The 21,814-nt window shown below is 55.3% G+C and carries 17 protein-coding genes; 2 read left to right on the top strand and 15 right to left on the bottom strand.

What is annotated here, in order from left to right; translation table 11 throughout:
• Positions 1 to 159 precede the first annotated feature (159 nt).
• From FFS60_RS25285 to FFS60_RS25225, 13 genes are all read right to left on the bottom strand, one after another.
• Positions 160 to 924, bottom strand: a complete 765-nt coding sequence (locus FFS60_RS25285) for a type IV toxin-antitoxin system AbiEi family antitoxin (RefSeq protein WP_137823534.1) — start codon at positions 922 to 924, stop codon at positions 160 to 162.
• A 153-nt stretch (positions 925 to 1,077) separates the two neighbouring features.
• Positions 1,078 to 1,962 (bottom strand): hypothetical protein, encoded by an 885-nt coding sequence (locus FFS60_RS25280; RefSeq protein ID WP_137823533.1) that lies wholly within the window; start codon positions 1,960 to 1,962, stop codon positions 1,078 to 1,080.
• 11 nt (positions 1,963 to 1,973) lie between these two features.
• A complete protein-coding gene (locus tag FFS60_RS25275; protein ID WP_137823532.1) occupies positions 1,974 to 2,717 on the bottom strand; it encodes a DUF3944 domain-containing protein in 744 nt (247 codons plus the stop codon).
• Between the two features lie 21 nt (positions 2,718 to 2,738).
• On the bottom strand, positions 2,739 to 4,427 hold the full coding sequence (locus FFS60_RS25270) for a DUF262 domain-containing protein (RefSeq protein WP_137823531.1): 1,689 nt from the start codon (positions 4,425 to 4,427) through the stop codon (positions 2,739 to 2,741).
• 51 nt (positions 4,428 to 4,478) lie between these two features.
• Positions 4,479 to 4,850, bottom strand: a complete 372-nt coding sequence (locus FFS60_RS25265) for a hypothetical protein (protein ID WP_137823530.1) — start codon at positions 4,848 to 4,850, stop codon at positions 4,479 to 4,481.
• Between the two features lie 13 nt (positions 4,851 to 4,863).
• Positions 4,864 to 8,499 (bottom strand): BREX-1 system adenine-specific DNA-methyltransferase PglX, encoded by a 3,636-nt coding sequence (pglX, locus tag FFS60_RS25260; RefSeq protein WP_137823529.1) that lies wholly within the window; start codon positions 8,497 to 8,499, stop codon positions 4,864 to 4,866.
• Positions 8,496 to 9,125, bottom strand: coding sequence for a hypothetical protein (locus tag FFS60_RS25255; protein ID WP_137823528.1), 630 nt, complete (start codon positions 9,123 to 9,125; stop codon positions 8,496 to 8,498). Before FFS60_RS25255 ends, pglX begins: the two co-directional genes overlap by 4 nt.
• Before the next feature lie 96 nt (positions 9,126 to 9,221).
• Positions 9,222 to 12,875: a BREX system P-loop protein BrxC gene (gene brxC, locus FFS60_RS25250; RefSeq protein WP_137823527.1), complete on the bottom strand. Its 3,654-nt coding sequence runs from the start codon at positions 12,873 to 12,875 to the stop codon at positions 9,222 to 9,224.
• A 14-nt stretch (positions 12,876 to 12,889) separates the two neighbouring features.
• Positions 12,890 to 13,468: a DUF1788 domain-containing protein gene (locus tag FFS60_RS25245; RefSeq protein ID WP_171016574.1), complete on the bottom strand. Its 579-nt coding sequence runs from the start codon at positions 13,466 to 13,468 to the stop codon at positions 12,890 to 12,892.
• Positions 13,459 to 14,055, bottom strand: coding sequence for a DUF1819 family protein (locus FFS60_RS25240; protein ID WP_137823525.1), 597 nt, complete (start codon positions 14,053 to 14,055; stop codon positions 13,459 to 13,461). The genes FFS60_RS25245 and FFS60_RS25240 overlap by 10 nt, the downstream gene beginning before the upstream one ends.
• 192 nt (positions 14,056 to 14,247) lie before the next feature.
• Positions 14,248 to 14,613, bottom strand: coding sequence for a hypothetical protein (locus FFS60_RS25235; protein WP_256658146.1), 366 nt, complete (start codon positions 14,611 to 14,613; stop codon positions 14,248 to 14,250).
• A gap of 5 nt (positions 14,614 to 14,618) precedes the next feature.
• The gene (locus tag FFS60_RS25230) at positions 14,619 to 15,671 is read right to left on the bottom strand and encodes an ADP-ribosylglycohydrolase family protein (RefSeq protein WP_137823523.1); all 1,053 of its coding nucleotides are present in this window, start codon (positions 15,669 to 15,671) and stop codon (positions 14,619 to 14,621) included.
• Positions 15,672 to 15,685: 14 nt separating this feature from the next.
• On the bottom strand, positions 15,686 to 15,967 hold the full coding sequence (locus FFS60_RS25225) for a hypothetical protein (protein WP_137823522.1): 282 nt from the start codon (positions 15,965 to 15,967) through the stop codon (positions 15,686 to 15,688).
• Between the two features lie 143 nt (positions 15,968 to 16,110).
• Here FFS60_RS25225 and FFS60_RS25220 point away from each other — a divergent pair, with 143 nt between their 5' ends.
• Entirely contained in the window at positions 16,111 to 16,959 is an 849-nt protein-coding gene (locus tag FFS60_RS25220) for a helix-turn-helix transcriptional regulator (protein ID WP_371926519.1), read from the top strand.
• A 251-nt stretch (positions 16,960 to 17,210) separates the two neighbouring features.
• Here FFS60_RS25220 and FFS60_RS25215 read toward each other — a convergent pair whose 3' ends face one another.
• A complete protein-coding gene (locus tag FFS60_RS25215) occupies positions 17,211 to 19,364 on the bottom strand; it encodes an NERD domain-containing protein (protein ID WP_256658148.1) in 2,154 nt (717 codons plus the stop codon).
• 217 nt (positions 19,365 to 19,581) lie between these two features.
• Between FFS60_RS25215 and FFS60_RS25210 the strand changes: the two genes are divergently transcribed.
• Positions 19,582 to 20,328 carry a hypothetical protein gene (locus FFS60_RS25210; protein WP_137823521.1) on the top strand — a complete coding sequence of 249 codons (747 nt, stop codon included), beginning with the start codon at positions 19,582 to 19,584 and terminating at the stop codon, positions 20,326 to 20,328.
• Positions 20,329 to 20,570: 242 nt separating this feature from the next.
• Here FFS60_RS25210 and FFS60_RS25205 read toward each other — a convergent pair whose 3' ends face one another.
• Positions 20,571 to 21,272 carry a hypothetical protein gene (locus tag FFS60_RS25205; RefSeq protein WP_137823520.1) on the bottom strand — a complete coding sequence of 234 codons (702 nt, stop codon included), beginning with the start codon at positions 21,270 to 21,272 and terminating at the stop codon, positions 20,571 to 20,573.
• Between the last annotated feature and the right edge of the window lie 542 nt (positions 21,273 to 21,814).

Genomic DNA, 21,814 nt, shown 5'->3' with positions numbered 1-21,814 from the left:
TGAAAAGCCGATAAAAAGAGAACTCATGGTGTATTTTTTATTATAAAAATAAACCACTCCGATAGTCACGAACCGCTACGCTAGGAGGCTCGATCAGGGCACCGTCGCCTCATTGGCGACGTCTGTAGGGGTAGACGCGCGTGTGTGGCGTACCGTGGATCAAGTGGCATCAGCAAACCCCTCAGGTACGGTGATAAGGAACTGTTTGTCCAGAGCCCCTCCTGGAATCAATTGCCGTTTACCGCTGCCAAGATAGATCCGCGTCAAATCGAGGTGGGAATACCATGCATGACCAGACTGGCGAGCCAACAGCAGGAATACTCGTTTCACGCGAATCGAGCCACAGGACTCCAGCAGCGTCTGTACTCGCTTGGGACTCAGGGTCGACAACCCGTTGAACAGTTCGGCAACAGAACTGAATAGCGACTCGTCTTCGCTACCATAGATCAGCTCGATTGCGGCCCGCTCAGGGGAGGAAATATGCAGCGGGAAAGCACGATGTGCAGGTCGAGAGGTTTGCCAAGCCGAGGCGTCAAGGTCACCGAATAGATTCGCCGCAAGGAATCGAATCGAGAGGCCCCAATCATGTTCAGCAAACCAACCCGGTAGACGAGTACCCGGAAGAGCAAACAGGCTGATCTCCTCCTTTCCCAACGGAAGGTAGTGACTGTATCCCTGCAAAGCCAGGGCAGTTAGGCCGCCCGGCCAAACTCGCAAAGGGAGGTCTTGCTGCAACGCAAATGCCCCCCCCTGCCAGTCAACGCAATCTCCACGCCGCTGCCACGCACCATGGCCAATTCGCTCAATCCACCCCGACTGCTGATACTTGCGCGCCAGGCTGCTTCCAACACCGTGCCGATGCAGCCACGTCTGAGTCGCAACAACGCCTGGGGGCCAATCTGTGATCAGCTGGTTTATTTTCATCGAAATATATAAATAAAAAGCACACAATTATGAAAATTATTAAACCAAAAAGGCGACGACACAAGCGTAAGTCCGCAAACTCCGTCCCGAGGCCAGCTCGCCAGCGGCATCCAAAGACAAGCGTGCCAATGGATGCCGCTGTGACCGGAATATCTACACTGTTTGCAAGAGAGGAGCCGCCCGACCAGTCGGCAGAGAGAGCAGGATCTTGTTCTCCTCCGATTTGATCAGCTTCATGGCTCGAGACTCTATGGATTGATAGACATTAGCGCGATCACCTAGCTGACCACGTACAAGATCACGATGCAGATCGTTCATAAAGCCTCGATAGCATTCCAAAGCGATACTAAACCGCTCGGCACCATCCAGCAGAACCTGCTCGGCAAGGCGCAATTTACCTATTCGGGAAGACAGCAAGTACTCGACGTGAATGCCAAACGGCATCAGATCCAACATCATCTGGGTAAAATTGGCGATCAACTCAAAATGCCGGGGTGTTACGTCTTTCGACGACCTGGCAAAGCTCAAGATGTTGTCCACGAACGACAGCACCTGATTGCGCTTACCAGCCAGCGTCATCAACAAGGGGATGGCCACATCTCGAATTTCGCCCGCCAATGAACGATCCTTCAGCAAAGTACGCGCTGCCTCAACATGGCCAACATACTCTGTGATCTTGTCCATGTAGAACACGATATTCTGTGCATGAACGTCTTTGGCGATGACATCTACTGTTTCTTGAATCTTATCCAGCTTGCCAGCAAGGTACCGAGTTTGCACCACGATAGCGGCCAAGATAATCCCTGTGGAAACAGCAGTCGCTATGACAGTAGTCGCCTGGGCCAGCTTGAGCGCTTCCTCAACGCTCTGTACGGCGGTCTCCTTGAAAGGCAGATGCTGAATAACCCCGGTGCTACCGCTGCCTTCCGCCCAATAGGCTACACCATCATGAATTACTGCCTTACCTTCCGACATAGCCTGGATCAACTTCGGATAAAGCTTGGCCTCGTCGACTACCCAAATTTTGTCCTGAAACATGAATACTCTCCTTAGAAACGGTCTTGCTCTTCATATGCTCTACGCATGTAGGCAATTTGAATAACAGATGGGATAGTCACACGGTATGCCGCGCCACTGATCGCAGGAATCGTCAGAATGGCAGTTATTGCCATTCCTATAGGCCCTGCCAGGATTGCCAATCCTCTTGCCAACCCTCCGCCTGCAACCAACGCGAGTGCCCGTCCTGCAAACATTTTGGCCACAGCACTGGCAACCATCATGGACACCTTGTAGGAGGCCGCTCCACCTAATCGCAAAGCCGCTTGCAACGCCAGTAACCCAGCGGCACCACTCAACCGCCCATCTAATCCTACCCCTTTGAGCAACTCTTCCTTCTGCTCCGCATTCATCTTTTCCCACGAGTCACTGATAAACTTGTCCAAAAGTTTGTTTTCAATCTCGTAGGCTGAGTCGGCCTTGCCAAATTTTACGCTCAGCTTGCCGCAGACATCGGAGAGGATCTCCTTATAAGGAACGCCGTTACCACGGAACAGATTTACGATGGTATCCCCGCCAAAATGCTGGAACTCTCCAGCGATCAGCTGCCAGCTGCGTTTGTACTGTTCGGAATGACCAGAATAGCTCTTGAATTCCTTATCCTCTAAAAGCTCACTGGCTATTCTCGGATCACCATCCTTATCATGAGTCAGGTAGCGAGCGAGCACCTGAAGGTCATTGTCGGTGCAATATTGGAAAAACGCCAGATCATCATCTTTGCGGTACTTTATCCCCATGCCAATCCCCTTCGAAGATCCTCAAATATCAAACTGTGCAGCAATGAAAGTTTTAAGCTTATCTTCCCGGCGTCTAATGAAATCCTTGATAGACTCGAGATCACTCCAGTCGCAACCCATCTCATTGATTTCGTTCTGAGACATCAGCGGCGCCAATGTGTAATCAATAACTTTTTCATCCCCGTCCTTCCTTCCCTTGCTGGAGTTCGAGGCAGCATGATCGATCACCAAATTACCGAGACTGTTCAGATAACGCTCTCTAAAGTCATCATCAAACTTGACATTCTGCACTTTTCTTGCGGTGATGTGCTCAATACTGAGTTTCTCACGAGAATCCTTCGAGGCATACTCCTTGCCGGCCAACAACGGAAATCCTTTCCGCTGGCGAAGGCCGTTCTCATAAGAAAAAAGGATATAGCGAACTACATTCTTCTCAAGCCAGTCATAATAGTTCTCATAGTCGAAAGCTTCTCGGGCTCGACCATTCACGTTCCACCAATTTCCCGAAACAAAATTCTCTATCTTTGAAATTACATCTTCATTATTACGCAAACAGGTATACTGATAGCTTTCGCCATTGCTTCGCAGGCGCGCCAACGAGGAGCGGAACGTGAACGCATTTATAGCTCTGACTAAGCGTGGAAATTCCGCCACCTGCTCACTGAACACTCTCATCAGCGTCGGATAGAACGGGGCAACCCGACCTATCATGAAGGTCTTCGCCAACTCCTGATCAACGAATCGACGATCTCGAATCTGAGCGAATAGCTGGAAACTTTTCTTTAGGCGTGCTGGGAAGTCACGAATCTGCTCTCTTGCCGCATCACGCTGATTCGGATCACTAACCAGGCGAAGGATTCTATCCTTGATATAGGCCTTAGGTTTGTCAGCAAACTCACTCGGATATGGTTCGAATGCAAGTATATGGTAGCGCAGCACATCCCGATCATTGATCCGATGTGATTCAATCAGACGATAGATCTCTGCAAAGTCCTCCTGAATCTTTCCGATCACCTGCTCCGGATGATCGTATGCGATACCAGCGTTATACATCAGAAAGCTCTTGATGGACTCAAGGTCAGTCAGGCGTCGCCCCCGATCATTCAATAGCTCAAATATTTGCGTCGCCATGCTGATCTTGTCCACCACGTAGAGCAGCACATCTGCATTCACAACAGTGGTATAAATTCGTTCAAGTTGAACCAGATCACACCGTGCCAACTGCTCATCAAAGTAGAGCCGCGCATCCAGCAACAGCCGTTGCGAATGAGTGGCTAGCATCACCTCTTCCGGTGCATGGACTCGCTCGCCAAGCACAAAGTCGTGCAGGAAGGTATTACCCTCATTAGCAGACTCCAGCTTGAAGACATCACCATCATGCACAAAAATCCTTCGAGTGCGCTCGGATACCTGAGTAGATCCCAACTCGATCAGCCGGCCCAACAAAACGTGCATAAAGATAACCAGCGTCGTTAAACGCTGCTGACCATCCACGATATCAATCAGAGCAAATTCGCTCTTGTTACCATTCAAGTGAAAAAGGAAAGACCCTAAGAAATAGGGTCTATCAGGGTGCTGGCTGCATAGGTCATTGAGGAAATCTTCAAGATTATCCTCACGTTCCCAGGAGTACGCCCGCTGATAGGTTGGAACATTGAAAATCCGCGTGCCGTCGAATATATCCTTTACGGTCGATTTACCTGTTTGCATGTTGGGTTCCCTACCCTACCTGTCAGCCTCAAACCTGGGCGTCCTAAGGAATCAATCATTTGGATTTTCAGAGATCCCGGAAAACAAATCGGGACTAAGTACAGCCAAGCGCTTAACCAGCTCACGAAGCAACGCTATATCGAGCTTTTGAGCCCAGGCAGCATCATATTTCATCAAAAAAATCTGCCCTTTTCCTTGATAGAAATTGATCAGGTCTGGTTCTAGCTCCTCGCTTAGCCACAGCAGAACCCGATCATTAAAATGCCATTTACGGCGACGTGGCAAATGTGCAGCTATCAGCGGCTTAACTTGCTCAGACAGCTCAAAGGTGAGAGGAAAGCAGTCCCCAGAAAAACCATAGTCAAGGCGCATCTCCGTGATTGGTATAATGGCTTGAGAATTTCCGAGGACTCCTTTTCTCATAACTGCTCCTTGCTCAGTCTTCCTTGCCGCCCGTAATCACCTTTACCTCAGCCAGCAGATTTCCGAACTTTCCATAGTTTATCTTTACTCCATCATCCAGATCCAAAGTGATGCGTTGGTCGGCATAGGTTCGGAGAGTTTCGTCGAAACGGCGGAGTTCTTCGAGTTGCTTGGTGAGCTTATCCTTCCGCTTTTGCAGGGCCCTTTGCTGGGTACTACTGGTGGCGCTGCTAATGTCATCAGTCAGTTTATCGATGCGGGCCTGCATACGACTTTGCAAGGGGACGACATATTCCATGCGCATGCGCGAAAGCGTGCCCGCATTGTACCGATGCAGATATACCATGCACTCGAAGGCCTTTTCCTTACCGCTAGAGAATAGCCAATAGATGGGGCGTTTCTTGTAAGTTTGCAGATGATCTTTATAGAAGCTAGTAGACAAGTAGCGACGGATTGCATCGTCAGCCGACTCACCAGCCTTGCGGCCAAGGCCGTCTGCCAGCCACTCCATGTTCTCAACGAGCGTATCAGCCCCCCACATAACCTGGATAAATCCACGTAGACGCTGGGCAGCATCATCCTCGAACCAGGACTCTTCCGTGACAGGGACAATTCCATCTCCATCCGCTTGGAACATTCTGTACTGCGCCGGATCAAACCCTACTCCACCACGGCCAGCAAAAATCAAGCCAGGAGCATCCAGGCTATATCTTCCCATTAGACACCCCATAGCATAGGAAACTATAGAGCCAGCAAAATCACCCAGGCCAAGCACATCAATTGTTAGATCATCGCGAGAAACACCAGCATCCAGATGCGCCCCCAAACCATAGATATCAATCAATATTCTATTTAACTTTTCTTCACCATCAATCAGCGAAAGAATAGACAACTCTTTCTTCTTAGTATAATCCCCCCATACCTCCTTCAAGCTTTTGGCGGGATCGCCTATCCGCGTGACGACTGGATGCCATTTAAAACCCCAAGAGGTTTCTCGCTCGTCCCAATTCTCTCTAGTTTCACTAACAAGATATTTAACAATTTCAGAAACTTCAGGACTCCTTTCCGTCTCAACATATGGTATGCGAGAGATATCTCCAACCTGGAAGGTCGTGCTCGGATTCAGAATTTTCATATAGCAATTTGTAATTTTGCTACAAAGCAAGCCAAGCACGTAGTCTTCTTTTCCAGGCTCAACAAATCCAGATGACCCTTTAACGTCAAAGAAAAACCCCGGCGGAGTAGACCTTGCCGCAAATGCATCAGTAGTTATATCAGACCAAGTTATGCCGGGCTTAAGCATGCATGGGAGATTCTGAATATATCTTGACCAATGACGCCCTCCATTCCTCTCAACAGCAAGATCTTTTAGCTCCTGACCATCCCCTTCCCAATTCAACACCAGCTCCTGATTCCCATACCACCGCCGGAACTTACCTCCCTTATTGTACGGAAACCACTTCCTACCTGAACTAGACGCTTCCTCAAGAGTTTTACATTGGTATGAAATGCCGTTATAGTCAACTTCAAACCAATATCGCAAAAATCTGTTATTGTCACCCGTATTGAGACCGACCGCCGCCCTCATTACATCCCCCAGAGTCCTCCCGATTTCATAAGGAGAAATATGATCCTCCGTAATCCAATATGCTAACGGCGCCCCTGGAATTCGCTCAAACTCATCCTGACAAAGCCCCTCAATGCGCATATCACCTGATATGAGCTTTGAATTTTTTTCTTCAGTCTCGAAATCAACCAGCCGATCAAATGATGGCACATACCCACTAAGTCGGCTTTTAAATAATGAAAATGCAACAGTTTGGACGACCTCACCTGATATCTCGGAAAATGCTCTAGCACCGAAATGAGCCATCACCGATATCGTTGAAGTTTCAAGCACCCTTTTGCGCATTTCCTCATAAGAAGACAGAAACATCCAAGTATGCATAGTAACCATAGAGTTAAAGCCCGTTTCCTTCAAGAGAAACAAACCGCGCTCTATAAACATTGCATACAAGTCGGAACGACCGGAGAGATACCGCGTGCGCGCAAGATCCTTGAGCACATCGACCATCCCTTTGTTACCCATGTATGGTGGATTAGCAATCACCGCATCGTAATGAAGAGCTAAAATACCTGCTGGACGAGCAAATTGCTCAAGCACTTGCCTAGCGTAGCTACGTGATATTTCATCCCCCCGCTCGCACACACTTTCAAGTAGCTCAACCAAATCCCCCAACTTGTTTTTGAGCAAATCTGGAACTTGAATAAGTGACCCTAAAGTTTTCCCGTGAGCGAACACCTGGATAAGATCACGCAAATCTTCAGGAGCCAGCCCAGTACTGTGCTTCAATTTCACCCGACCGCCACCAAAAAGCTGGCCAGAATGATAATCCTCACCAGTCTCTACTTGAACCGCTGAGTTCAAGATAGTCTGAGCAATGTAATCGTCAGGCAACCCAGCGCTGTCTTGCACAGAAAAAATATTGAGAGAAACTGGATTATCTGCGTCATCGAAGAGTCGACGGTCATCTTCGCGAGCCTTCATCAGCACAGCAAAGCAAGCGAGCTGTGCCGCGCGATCATCAATATCCAAGCCATATAAATTATTATTTAAAATTAGCCGTGGTATTTCGCGCAACCGATAGCCGCGTTCTTCATAGATAGCTCGCAGTAAACTGTAGGCCTCAACTAGAATATGGCCCGAGCCACAGGCGGGGTCGAGAACGGTAAGAGACTCAGGATTGAGCGTACCTCCGTCCTCATCTATTCGTACCTTGATCAGCGCATCAAGCTGGGCCTTAACTTCCAACGTTTGCTCAGCGGGCTCGATGTAGTACGGCATTCGCTCTTTAAGGCTGGAGTCTGGGTTGGCCATCAGCCAGAGACGGCCCAAGCTGTTCTGCACCAGGTATTGAACAATCCAGTTAGGGGTGAACAATTGGGTCGCGGCGGGAATGTCCTCGCTTCTGACCACCTTGCCCATCACTTCATCTTTTTTCTCGCTGATATAAAACTGGTAAAGCCATCCGATAATCTCTACTTGCTCCCAATCGCCTTCCTCAATTTCGTTTACCAATTGGGCGATTGGCGAATCTGTACGTAGCAGGTTGTCCGGGAGCAGCAGCTCTGTGGCGTCGTCCAATGCCTCAAACAGAAACGGCATGTAACGATGTAGCTCGTGACACTGGGCGAGGAGGATCTCTCGATAAAGTACTTCGTCCTGATTGCCTGCGGTCTTCAAGCTAATAGCCTCGGCTTTGTTCAAGCCAGGCAAGTCCAGATGCTGAACATGCTCAAGGATCTCAGGCTGCTGACCCTGTGGATGGCTGAGTACCCGATAGCCATGACTCAAGTAGCCCTTGAGCTCCATGAATCGAATAGCGACGAAGCGGTTGAACCACGTATAGGCCAGCGCTTCCATGACAATGGTAAAGCCCTGCTGGCGAATGCGCTGCGCCAGGGCGGTGCGCTGACGGACAATGCTCGCCGGGAAGGGCTGGCCATTGATCAGTAGCACATCGCCGGTTTGTACAACCTCGACTGGCAGCGCCGGATCGAGCCCCAGGCGACGGGCCCGCAGGGTAACCACCTCTATGAAATCGAGACGCGCTCGAGGAGCGTATTTTTTCAGGGCGGAGCGATTCATGCGTGTTCCTTGATAGGTGATTTCGACCTGCGTAGCTTGAGCGCACGGCCATACATCATTAAGTATTTGTCAATGTCGCTTTCTGAATACGGTAGCCGGCTGACTACCTTATTTAGAAAACTCTTCAGATGGGCGATATCGTCCCAATCTGAGGGCTTTTTCTTCGGCGATGGAATGCGCAACAAATGATTCATTGCGCGAAAATTGTGTTGATCAATGATCGGTATTTCTTGCGGGTGAATCAGGTGTGTGAGATAGGCCGTGGTGATGTAGCGCAGCCGTCCCAGGTGCCGCCCCCACCACAGGAAAGTGGTCTTTGGTATTGGGGCTTCGGGAAGTTGGTCAACCCATTGGAGATACTCAGGCCAAAGCGCCGAAATTTCAGCAATCAGCGCCCCTTGCTTAGTTGGGTAATTAGCCTTCCCCCAATGCCCCCACTTCCACAGCAAGGCTGACTCCATCTCGACATTGACTGCGAATGCTGAAAATGTATCTTTGAAGTGCTGGTACTTTGCCGCTGGATACTTGGTATAGCTGTACTGAGAAAAATGCTCGCCGTACGTGGACGTCATCTCGCCCAGAATAATCGGCCAATCGGCAAGCTTCAGTACTTCATCCAATTCCATGGCCTATTGCTCCTTAGCTGCGACCACTGAAGGTAATGACTGTAGGCAGACGCGCGCCCTACAGTCACTGACCGTGATTCCTACGACTCAAATCCTTTAACGAATTTCCACTCGCTGGTTGTCTGCAACGGACTGCTCTAGCTCTCGTCGGAGCTTGGCCAGGAACGCATCAATGTCGGCCTGGGTTTCGATGTAAGCCGTCCCGGCAAGCTGCTGAACATTAAGAACCCGACGCTTCTTGACTGGCCTAGCCGGTACCACATCAGCTACAGGAGGATTGCTCGGAATGACAGGCTTGCTCCCAGCAGGGCCCGGACAATCGCCTCCCTCAGGAACAGGTTTAACGGTGCCCTCCTTGGCCCTGGCAGCCGCTTGCTCAGCTAGCAACTGGAGGTGATCAATGGCCGCATCCGCAAGTTCGCGTGCCTCATCCTGCATCTGGCTAATATGGGCCAAGCTACGCTGCTTGGAGATTCGCTGACGTAGGTTTTGCAAGGGCAGCAAGCTCTTATTGCGGAGATCCGGGCTTGCCTGCAAATCTTCCAGTTCAGCGTTGACTTTGGCCAACTGCTTCTCCAGCCAAGCATCGGCACGCTCATGCGCTTCCTTGAGGAAGCCATCATTGATCTGCGTGACGGCCTGAATCAGCCCCTCGCCTTCGCGAATCCAGTTGAACGGGGCTTTCGCCTGGAGGATTTCATCGATGCGCGCCAAAGCACGCAGCGCTTTCTCGTCCTTTTCCAGCTTGGGCCGGTTGGGCTGGAAGTCCTGCTGCGCCGCCCGCAGCTTGTCCCAAGCAGTTTTCTGGCTGTTGTAGAAGTTTTGCAGGTCGCCATAGTTGTCGGAGAGATCAAGCAGCGCATTGCGCTCCTTGAGGAACAGCTGAATCGCATCGAAGCTGTCAGGAGCCGCCTTGAGCTTTCGGATCAGCTTGAGGCCCTGGTCAATGTCATCCAAGCCTGGGTACTGACCGTTTTGGGCCAAGCCTAGCCATTGCTTGAGGTCGCCTTCCCAACTGGCCAGACTGGATTGCAGTAGGCTGTAAAGGCTGTCTTCCCCGTCCGACGCGATCTTCTGGAATACCTCTTTGAACTGCTGGCGAGCCTTTTGCAACTCGCCAGAGCCCACCTGCTGACGCTTCTGAATCTCGGTGGTGCGCCAGCGAGCCTGGGTAGAGATTTCATTCCAGACCTGGTTCGGCGCCAGGGGGCCGCCATTGCCGATCAGGCTGACCTCTCCCTTAAGCATCAAGCGCACGATAAGCAACACGGTTTCCCATTCTGGCCAGCCGTAGGGGCGGCGGCCGTAATGGGATTCGGCGAGGTCGTGCAGGACGATACGACGCGACTGAGAAGCCAGCAGCTCGATGTGCTGACTGACCTCCTTGAGCGCGCGCGGATTGGCTTCGCCCGTGCTTTCCAGATCAAGTCCCGGAGTCAGCGGCGCGCTCAGCAGGGCCTGGATTTCTTTCTGCGGATCGCTGCTCAGGTGCTGGATGTAGCTCAGCTTGTTGAAGGTATTGCGCACCAGGTAGTCCAGCGCCTCCTCCACCAACATCGGGGCACTGGACGCCTTGGTTTCCAGCTTGTTGCCCGCGACATAGACTTCAGCTTCTCGCAGCAACCGATCCACAGTGGCACTCAGTCGTTGACGGCGCTGACGGTTTTCTTCGGCACGATCCTGGAGGATGCGCTTGGTGTTGTGCGGCAGCGTGCCGTCATTCTTGCGGGTAATGAACTTGTCGGTTTGCAGGTACAAACGCAGCTCGCGGGCCAAGTCGCGCTCGTCCTCCAAGCGCAGTAGCACATTACCCTCCCCCTGACTGGACTCGAGAATGCAGCGTTGCTCGCTCCAGGTGTCCCGGTCATCCACCAAGGGGCTAATGACCGAGACCAATAGATCGCCATCCATACGGTTACCCAGCGGATGCAGATCGCACTGACGGTTTAGGCCGAAGTCCTTACCGTTATCGACGAAACGGAATTTACGCTGGCCACGCAAGGCTTCATCAAACAGCAATTGGCCTAGCTCCCGCGCCTCATCGGCGCTGGTGAGATCGACATCCTTGATTTCCCGACTGATATCACGCTCTTCGTTGGTCAGGAAGAAGAAGTCATCGCCATTACGACTGACCAAAGTCTCTTTCTCCAGACGCTGGAGGCTGTCTTCGATCAGCTTGCGCAAGCCCTGGCGGTCGGCATCAATCTCGTCGATGAACAGGGTAATCAGATTGTCGACGTTGCCCTTGATTTCATCGACGTAACGAATGAGGAACAGGGTCTTCAAGACCTGCGAATCGAACTCTTGCAGGCTCGGATTGCTCTCCGCGTTGTCAATGGTTGACTTCACTACCCCTTCGAGGAACCCCTCGATAGACGGGTAAAAACGGTAAAGCGGTACCAACACGCCGATGCTGTTATCACCCACCGACTTGGCCGCCGACTGGAAAGCATCCAGCAGCGAACGTTCACCACGGGCCAGGTGCGTACCAGTCGCTCCCGCCTTACGGATACTTTCAAAAATGCGCTGCACCAGTTGGAACTGATAGGGCACAAATGGGTACACCGCCGCGAAATTGTCTTCGTCGGTAAACGCCTTGTAGGTACGCCCGGTGTTGGTGAAGCTCAGCTGGTTGCGCAGGATGTCGGCCTTTTCGCGGTAGATTTTGCGCAGGGTATCCTTGGGCTCTGGCTCTTTGTCGAGCAGACGGCGCTGAATCACTTCATCGACGTTGCCGCTGGACAACGACAGGCGAGTTTTGAAGCGTCCCTGAATTTTCGAGAAATCGTTGGCCTTCGACGCGCGCACCTCGCCCAGCACCGCGTCGATGTCTTCCTGCGAGGTGACCAGCACCCAGGCGCGACCACCACAGACCGTCCCAAGGTTTTCCGTGATGGTTTGCAGATTGAGCATCAGGTGGGTGTCCTGGCCAATGAACTGGCCGACTTCGTCCACCAGGAACACGATACGGTGCTGCACGCCTTGCTTGTCGAGGTACTCCTTCACCCAGGCGGCGAAGCTTTCCACGCTGAGGCTGAAGTCCCCCTCGAAGCGCTCGACCCAGGCGTCGGCGTCCTTGATCTCCTGATTGAGGGTTTGCGACAAGGCGCTGGCCAAGGCCTCAACCTTGAAGAGATAGGCATCGCGCTCTTCCTCCCAGGTAGAGCCGGAGGCCTCCGCAAACGCCTGCTTGAACGCGGCAAGCTTGTTCTGTCCGTCGAGGTAACGCTCCATGTGCGCAATGTGCGGATGATCGCCGCAGTAGCCGAGCTTCTCGTTGAAAACCTTGAGGAAGACCCGCAGGATGGCGTCACGCCCATCGCTGGTATCGGCCTTGCTATCGATGTTGAACAGCAGCACATCAGTCTCAGCCGCAATCGCACGTTTGATGTCGGCGGCGAGCATTGCGTCGGCAATTTTGCTTTCAAAAAAGTCGATGGCCCTGCGGGTCACTCCTTCCTTGCTGATCTGCTTGTTTTCCAGCAAGTAGGAAAGGATTTTCAGGAAGTGGGATTTACCCGAACCGAAGAAGCCGGAAATCCACACGCCGACGCGCCCGGCGGCATCCTGCGGATTATCCAGCGCGGCCAGATAGCTTTCGAAGAAGCTGCGCAGGTGCTGGTCAAGCTCGCGGGTAATGACGTACTCATCAAGCTCCTGCCAGACGGACTCGGCATCGTCCTGATCGGCCTTGATTACGCCGTTAATCGAGCGGTGAATGGAGCGGGTGAACAGGTTTTTGATTAGCAAGGTGGACATCCTTTTCAGCTCACCAAACGGAAAGCACGGTAATAGGGTTTTTCGCCCAGTTGACCAAACAACTGAAGCGACTGGCCGTCATAACGGCCCGGGTAGAACAGTACGAGAGGCGTCTGCCCCATGAAGGGTTGCAGGTTGTTCAACAGGTTGTGGGTGCGAATCAGCGGATACGCGCTGCCCACGCCACTGATGAACAACATGCTGTAGTCGGCGGGTGGAAAACGTTCCACCAGCTCCTTGGCAACCTTTCCGGCATCCAGCGGCGCCTTGAGCGCCTTCTGCAAAGCGTCGTCGCCCTTCTGGGCCTGGAGGTCGATGGACTTATCCAGCAGCTTGCGGCTTTTGAGCATCTCTAGCAGCAGATCGAACAAGTTGACGAAGGCAACCTTGAGTTCAGGACGGCGCCTGGTGATCGCCTCCTTTAAAAACTCGACATGCTCCCGCACCTTCAACTCATCCTCAGGCGGATAGTCAAAGGCGTAGAACGGCACCTCGTTGCCCAGGCCCTGACCACCGAGAAAGGCATCGGAAGTGACCCGGTCGAGGATCTTGTTGAGACGTTCATCGAGGTTGTTCACGGGCATACCTGTAGGCAATCGAGCACGTACTGCTCATTGTGTTGGCGTAAATAGTGAAGAACCACGGGCTCAATGTGCTGGCTTCGCAGGCGCAGGCTGCGGGTGTCTTCGATGAAACCGGCTTCCGCCAGGATACGCATGGCATTTTGCCTCAACTTGACCTGAGTGGAGTCACTTAGGGAAGGCATGTCCGGCTGGGTACGCTGGCAGTCTTCGATGTAGGCATCCCAGCGGCGCGTCTCAAGGTGCGTGGCAAAACGTCGAAACTGATCGCGCACCACCGTACGAAGGAAGTCCCCAAACAAGGGCGAAAATTTAACGGTGGCGGCGAGCACGGCATGTGTGGCAACGGGGACACTGCCATCACGAACCAACGTCCAAAGATCCACGCTCATGGTTTGCAGGCGCGAGCGCGCCAAGTTGGCATAGGTCACAGCGGTTTTCACCGTGCGCTTTTGCAGCACATTCAGCTCATGTACTTGTCTATCCCAGTCCTGACCGGTTACGCCCTGCAACAGCAACTCGGCCACAATCCGACTCTCGGGCACGATTAATGAGCACTTGGTGAAATTGGCTTGATATGGACTGCTCATGGATTGCTCTGAATCATCGACCACTATAGGGGCGATATTTTGCGAGCCCGGGCCGGTTCGCGCCAGCGCTGAGTATCGGGCTGCCGTGTCAATGTCTCCGAGCGACCAAGGCAACCCCAGCGCCCTCCACGATGCACGGCAAGAACGCTGGCTGACAGTCGCTGACTGATAGGCTGGATTGAGGCTCATCATCTATTCATCCCAGCGGCCATCGTTATCCAAATCCCGATCCGTACCCCCGGCCCCGGAATCCCAGCGTCGGTCATTGTCCAGATCCCGGTCGGTACCGCCTTTGTCCCAATCCCACCGACCGTCATTGTCGGTATCTCGATCTGTACCACCAGCGCCTAGATCCCAACGTCCATCGTTATCCAGGTCGCGATCAGTGCCACCCTTGTCCCAGTCCCATCGACCATCGTTGTCGACATCACGGTCGGTGCCGCCACGGGTGTAATCACGACGGCCATCGTTATCGAGATCGCGGTCAGCCGCCTGAAGGTGGCCCAGGGTACAGAAAGTCAGTAGCCCCGCTATCACAACGTAAATTGTTCGCTTCATGGCCCTCACCAGCCGGGGTAACGCGCCCAGATGGCATCATCCTGCTCGCCATCCTGCCCACAATACTGCTGCGGCACCTGCTCGAGGTCTTCGGCGACCTGCTCAATCACCTCTCGCAGCTCAAGCTGGTTCAGCCAGCGAGTCGGGATAGCCTCTACACCGAGCTGGATGCCCAGCAGATGACCGGCAATCAGCCCCGTGCTGTCACTGTCGCCGCTGTGGTTCACCGCCCAAATCACGCCTTGCTCAAAACTGTCGGCCATCAGTGCGCACCAGAGACCGATGGCCAATGCCTCTTCGGCGACCCAGCCACCGCCTAACGCGGCAATGCCGTCGGGGGTGGGCTTTGTACCCGCCCGGCACAGCTCCAGCACTGTGCCGAGGATCGACCGGGTTTCCGCCATGCCGGGTAGTCGACCATGCGCCTCCAGGCTCTCGACCAGGGCCTGCGTCAGGCTGCACCTGGATTGATCCAGCCGTTGCAGGATGTCGGCAAACAAACCGGCCGCCAGGTAGCCGGTGGGGTGGCCGTGCGTGAGCCGCGCGGAATCCGCTGCGTACTCGAACGCATTGCCAAAGAACGCACAGGGTGCAACCCGCATGACGCCACCACAGCCTTTGCTGTCGTTGGCAGCCAGATCGCCGAATTGCAGACTGCCGCGCAACGCGGACAGGCAGGTCATCCCAGGCGCTCGCCGCGACCACAGCGCCGGCTGTTCGATCAGCCAGCCATCCTGGCCCACCTCCATTGCAGGTTGTCCCCCTTGGGTGAGGTACCAGCGCTGCAAGGCATGGTGAATGACGCTGGGCACATGACAGATCCCCCGCGAGCTGCCGCGCACAAAGGCACGCAGCAAACCTTCGGCGGTGAACAGCATCATCTGGGTGTCATCGGTGACAGCACCCAGTACGCCATAGGCGGGCACGAAGTCCGAAACGCCACCTGGGCCGAACTTCGCCTGGATGGCCAGCCAATCGAAAAACTCCACCGGTGCGCCCAGGGCATCCCCTACCGCGCCGCCCAGCAGACAGCCCTTGATACGCTCCACTCGATTCATTGACCACTCCCTTCCTAAGCCTCTTGCGCATCCACCAACAGCCGCAGCTGCTGCACCTGCCGGCGCAGTTGTTCAACGCCGTTGCGCTCCGCCCTCAAGGCGGCGTGCAGCTCAGCAAGGCACTTATCCTGTTCGCGCCTGACCTGCCGCAGCCACCCAATCTGCGCCACCAGTTCAGCGTTTCGCTCACGCAGTTGCTCCAGCTCGAGCCAGATGCGCAACAGCACCACGATTACTGCTAACGCGACTATCGAGCTGACTGTAATGACCATCCCAACATGAACTGCGAAGGACATGGCCCTACTCCTTGGCTGGCGACTGCTTGATCCACGAACCAAGGATATGTAGCTTCATGAGACGTATCCATGGTGTTTACTCGTACAGGTAAACTTTTCGAACAGGTGGGGCTTCGATGAAACGCTAGCAGAGCATTGAGCAGGTGCGCTGGGATCTCGCCCTGCGCTATCGACTGATCGAAACCGTGGCTTGGTGGGAGGGACGATTGACCACCAACCACTTGATGCAGAGCTTCGGTATCAGTCGCCAGCAAGCTTCGAAGGACATCAACACCTACATTTCCGCGCACGCACCAAAGAATCTCGAGTACGACAAACACCTCAAGGGCTACGTCCCCAGCAAGCATTTCAAACCGCTGTTCATCGACGACAGTGCGAGTGCGTACCTGCACCTGCTCAATCAGAACCATGACCGAGCTCCCCATGTGGAGGGGTTGGCGCTCGCCTACACCCACACCGAAGTCCTCCGGGTGCCCGACCGCTCCGTGCGACCGGAGGTGCTCAGGCCCCTGCTGAAGGCCTGCCGAGAAGGTCTACGTTTGGAGTGCGACTATGTATCCTTCACTACGCCACAAGTGGAGACACGTCTGATTGCGCCCCACACGCTGGTCTACACCGGCATGCGCTGGCATGTGCGGGCTTACTGCGAGAAGAATCGCGCGTACCGGGACTTCGTGCTCAGCCGGTTTCGCGGCGTGCCAGAGCTGATCGAAGATGTGTCAGCGAACGGACGGGAGGAGGACGTGGGCTGGAATACCCCGGTTCAGGTCATTATCGAACCGGACACCCGCCTCAAGCCGGAGCAACGCGCGATCATCGAAACCGACTTCGGCATGCGTAACGGCCGCTTGGTGATTGAGACCCAAGGCGCCCTGGTGCAATACGTGTTGCAGCGCTATCAGATTGACCCGACCAAGGTGCATGCCAAGGCCAGCGCGCAGCAGATCATTGTAGCCAACCTGGATGACCTCCAAGACTGGTTGTACAGCTAACGACGATCAACTCGCCCCGCCGCCATAAGCCAGCCGCGCGAGCCCCCACATGGCCAGCAGCAGAGTGGTCAGGATGATGTAGTCGGTCAGCGAAGCGAGCAGCAGCATGAGCAACCTCCTCTAATCAGGCACTGGCTCGACCTTACGCCGTTTCACCCGCATAAAACGACCTGTAAAGCTTTCGCATGTAAACAAATGGGACAGATCAATCGGCAGCCGATGTGTCCGGCCTCTGGCTAGGCCGGCCTACCTCAGATCCCCGCCCAGACACGACCGGACTCAACAATGTCGATGAAGCACTGCGCCTCAAACCCGTCCGGATAGAGCGAGTGCTTGGCCGCCCCATCGGGCGTCAGGGTCAGCAGGTGCGCCTCGTCCCGCAATGCCACCAGCAGTGCCTCGAGCGACACCACCAGACAACCGTCCACGCGCTGTTGGTCGAGCTCTATCGAGGTATCCACGATCCAGGTATGGATCTGCGCCTCCGGCACCTCGCGCGGGCACCCCAGCTGGCCACGCAGGCCCGCATCCACTGCCAACGCCGCCACCACCGCCGCGCGCTTGCGGCAAATCTGAAGCGCTGCCTTGCGCAACGTCGACGTGCGATGCAGCCAGATTTCATGAGGGGTGGAGCGGATGTAACCGGACTTCAGCTCGATCACCAAGAACCGACCATCGCGATAACCAATCAGATCCACCTCACCGGCATCGCCCTCGTCCGACCGGGCCGGCTGATAGCCAACGACCACCGCAAAACCGCGTTGGCGCAGTTGCTCGGCCAGGCGAAGCTCGACGCGACGCGTCTCGTCGTTGACCTCGGGCCGACGCCCGCGCACCCGCCGCAGGGTGTTGACCGCAGCGGTCAGGTTGTTCTGCTGCGCGACGATCCAGGGAAATTGAAAGCTGAAGCGTCCGAGCTTGTAGAACGGCATTTCATACAATCGGGGAGTTGGAGGCTCGACCTCCGCCGTCAACTGCCTAGCCAAAGTCTTGAGCTCTGTCGTCCAGAAGTCGACGATACCGCTGGCCACTCGCTCACTCCCGGTAGGGTACTGCGCGCACACCGTCCACCCGACGATGCGTCTGGCATTCTCGCCCTCTCCTGACCAGGTCATAGGCAGACGATTCTCGCCCGTCCTCATGCCATCAAATGCCAAACGCCCCAGCGCTTGCAGCACCGAACCGGAGGCTTGGTAGTGCGCCCTGAAGGGCGCCAGGTACTCACTCTCAAAGAACGCCGAGGTCAGCTCACTCGCCAGCAACAGTTGCAACAGCGGTACCACCGTCCCGTCCGGCGCCGTCACCTGGTCGTCGAGACCGTAGACCTCTTGCAACTGACACAGACTCCGCAGCGCTTTGACATACGCCAGTTGGTTACGCGCGTGGTTCTCGGCGCGCCCAATCTGCTCCTCCGCCAGCCCCCGCTGGACGAACGCCTCAGTCCCGCGATACATCCAGTACGCCCACAGGGCATCGGCTTTGCGCTGCGTCAAACGCCACCGCTCACTTCCCGCTGTCGTCTCGTTGAACAGCACGGGCTCGCCGGGCACGAGCTGATAGCGGCACTCCGGGTCGAAGCAGAACCAGTCGATGCTGCCTTCGTAATCCAGCCGTTCCTGAGTCGCGGCAATCAGCGCCCGCAGGTCTTCGCAGAAGCGCTCGCACTGAAAGCGTTCGCCAAGGTTGTCCGGGGCGGGAAACAGCAGGGGGGCTAGGTGTTGTCCCAGGGAGGCCGCCAGCCGCGCCTCGCTCAGGTTGAAGCCGTCCTCGGCGCAACTGATGAGCTTTCGCTGGATGATGCGGTGGTAGACGGCCCAGCGCTGCCCGGCACGCTCCCCCTGATCCACCTCGCGCAAGTGCTCATAGGCCAGCACGCTCAGATAGCCCAACAACTCCAGCAGGCTCAGCCCGGACAGTCGCGCGTCCACGGTCTCAATGATGGCATCGAAGGGTTGGAGCTGAGCCAGCAAGCGGTTACACACGCCAATGAAAACGCCCCACTCCGGATCTGACCCCATCTGATCGCACACCTGCTGCCACAGGGGCGACTGCGCACGGGTAAACAGCTTGGCATGGCGAATGGCCCAGCGCAGCAGCTCGGGCGTTTCCACGGCCAGCGTTGTCACGCATTCGGTGAACGCCGGCTCGTCGTGCCACAGCACGCGACTGAGTGTGACTGCCGCCCACTTGGACTCGCGCAGGGCCTGGAACTCGCGCCAGAAGCCGGCATTCAGCAAGGCTGTGGCACGCCCCCGCGAACTTAATCCCTTGATCGACGGCTTCTGATCGAGAAAGGCATGAAAGCACGTATCGACCGCCTCGGACGCCGTCATTCCCACCAGGGACTGCTGATACAGCTCCCGGTAGTACTGCGAACAGCGTTCGATCTTCCGCTCTAATTCCATTGTGGACACCGATAGTTCTCGTCACTGAAGGCGTTGATGGGGCAACCGGTGCTCCGCTGCGCTTACATGTTGCTAGTCGAACTGAAGCGTTATTCCAGAGAACTGTGGCCAGATACGTTGGCCCACACTATCCCCTTAAAATGGCTTGACGCCGGCGCTGCGCATCTCGCCATGATGAAGACACACAAGCATAACAACCCCCCTCAACAGCCCCACTATGCGCCTGCACTATCAACTCAACGGCAAACGATGCCATTTTCACTTTGCCATGTCCGGCATTTACCATGAACTGGACGATCTCCTCGCCCTACTCGCCCCCTCCAAGGCCCACGAGCTCAGGCTGCAAGCCGAATGCGCGCCAGCCTGCGTCTACCTGCCCAAAGTGACACCGCCATCCGCCAATAGTCGCTTTATGGCGTGCATAGCCGACAACCTGCTGAAATTCGTCAAGGCCCAAGCCCTTGAAACGGGTGCATTACCCAAGCGCCAAGCTGACCCGCTGTTTGAGCAGATCAAACTGTTGCGCCTCGAACGAATCCTGGAAGCCCTCTTTCCGGACTTATCGAGTTACCCACCCGGCCAAACCTTGCTGCATCCGCTGACCTGCAAGGTCTTGGGCACCACCCTCGCCATCCTGAAGGTGCTGACACTGACCGGCCTGATGCAGGGCCAAGAACGGGCGAGCTGGCAGCAATTGAATGACTGGCTGCCGGAACAAACGGCGCCGATGCAGACCCGCCACTTGATCGCCCTGATCACCTTGATTGGCAGTGACTGCGGACGCGATAAACACTTCCCCACGTCAGACCCGTGGCAGCGGCTCACCATCGAGCTTCTGGACACGCTTGGCAACAGCGAGGCGCCTCGGTCTGCCCGCCTCCCCATCGTCCTGGAGCGGCTGAAACAACAGCTCAAGGCCCTCACGCCCTCGGGTTCCCGATCCGCGCCAGGGTGTGATTTGTGAACAGATCGGGGCCGCCGCCTCCATAGGTGGGGATTCGCGCTGCCGGCAACACGCCACAGCGCGCCCCTCACTCGAACGAGCCCGCAAGGCCAGGGGGCCACCGCGAGCGGGCATTCAACCCGGGCAGCAACCGGCCGGCGCGCCGGCCCGACTAGCCCACGCCGGCAACAAATCAGCGACAGCGACCGTGGCGTGCGGTACGCGTGGTCGCGCCTGCGGTCAGGCACGCGCCTTCCGCACTCTCAGCTGCCAGCACGCCGCTCCCGGGCAAGGATTGCCCGCAGATCCAGAATCTCGTTCTGCAACTCCTCGACCAGGGTTTCGAAGACCGTATCCTTCATCGAGGAGAGCACGTCATACCACGCCTCGGGGTCATAATGGGCGGCCGCCACATAGAGACTGACGTCCTGTTTGTCATGGGGAATGAACCGCAGACACGCTGTGTTCTGCTCGACAGCCCGGATCAGCACCTCATGCTCCACCTCGACATATTCCACCACCTCCGGCACCGACTCGATCATCGACATGATCCACGCCTCGGTGAAAATCTCTGGCGGCAGAAAGCGCATCAAGCAGACGTCGTCAGCCACAGCCAATTTGGCCACCCTCGCCACAATCGGCGTGGTGTCGATGCCGTATTCGTCCAGGCGAACCGTGGTTTGCTGAGCCAGGTAGGTCAGGAACCCTTCCGCCACCGGTACCACCCAATGCTCGCCTGGCGCCATCGCGCGCAGGGTGACGCTGACCGCGCCCGACTCACATGCCGGGCGAAAGCGCTCGAGCTGTGTGGCCTGCACCGCCATGCTGCGGCACCAGGCACAGCAACCGTTTTGCGCCAATGCATCAGGGAAGGCCTGCGTAAAGGCCAAGGCGTACAGCTCCGCCAGGGTACGCTCCGGATGGGCGTCGGACTGGAAAAGGTGCAAATCGGTCAATGTGTCCATGCACAACCTTCCTCCACCAGCCAGTGACCAACGTTACCCAACGGACGACTCCCAACCATGCACAACATGACTGGGCCCGAACGGCCACTTGGCTGTACGTCAGCGCAGCGGCCCTCGGCCACCGCGCGAACCCACACCTGATCAATCATCATCTCACCCTCCTCAGTAGGGCCAAAGGTCACCCCAAGCACCAGGGGGCTAAGGCATATTTAAATAGCTCATGGAATCCATATCAATTGACAAAATTCTCTTAGCTATAAATAATCATACAACAAGGCTCAGGACAGCGCGCTGGAACAACTACCGCCGCCTGCCTGCGCAGGCCATATGCCAAAAACGCGTGGTTCACCCGCGCAGCCCATCCCCCACTGAACAGGAGCCAATGCCATGACCCCCTATCCCCCTTCATGAGGACAAGACCATGGCATCTGTAGTGGTCAAGTTTTGGTGGACACCGGGATAAGGGATTTCAGGTAGTGGCCTTCTCGTAGTCGGCTGGCGATCGATAGCCGAGGGTGGAGTGCAGCCGGTGGGTGTTGTAG

It is taken from the genome of Pseudomonas sp. D(2018) (genome assembly GCF_005502555.1).
GTDB classification, from domain to species: Bacteria; Pseudomonadota; Gammaproteobacteria; order Pseudomonadales; family Pseudomonadaceae; genus Metapseudomonas; species Metapseudomonas resinovorans.
This window is presented reverse-complemented; position numbering and strand designations above follow the sequence as displayed.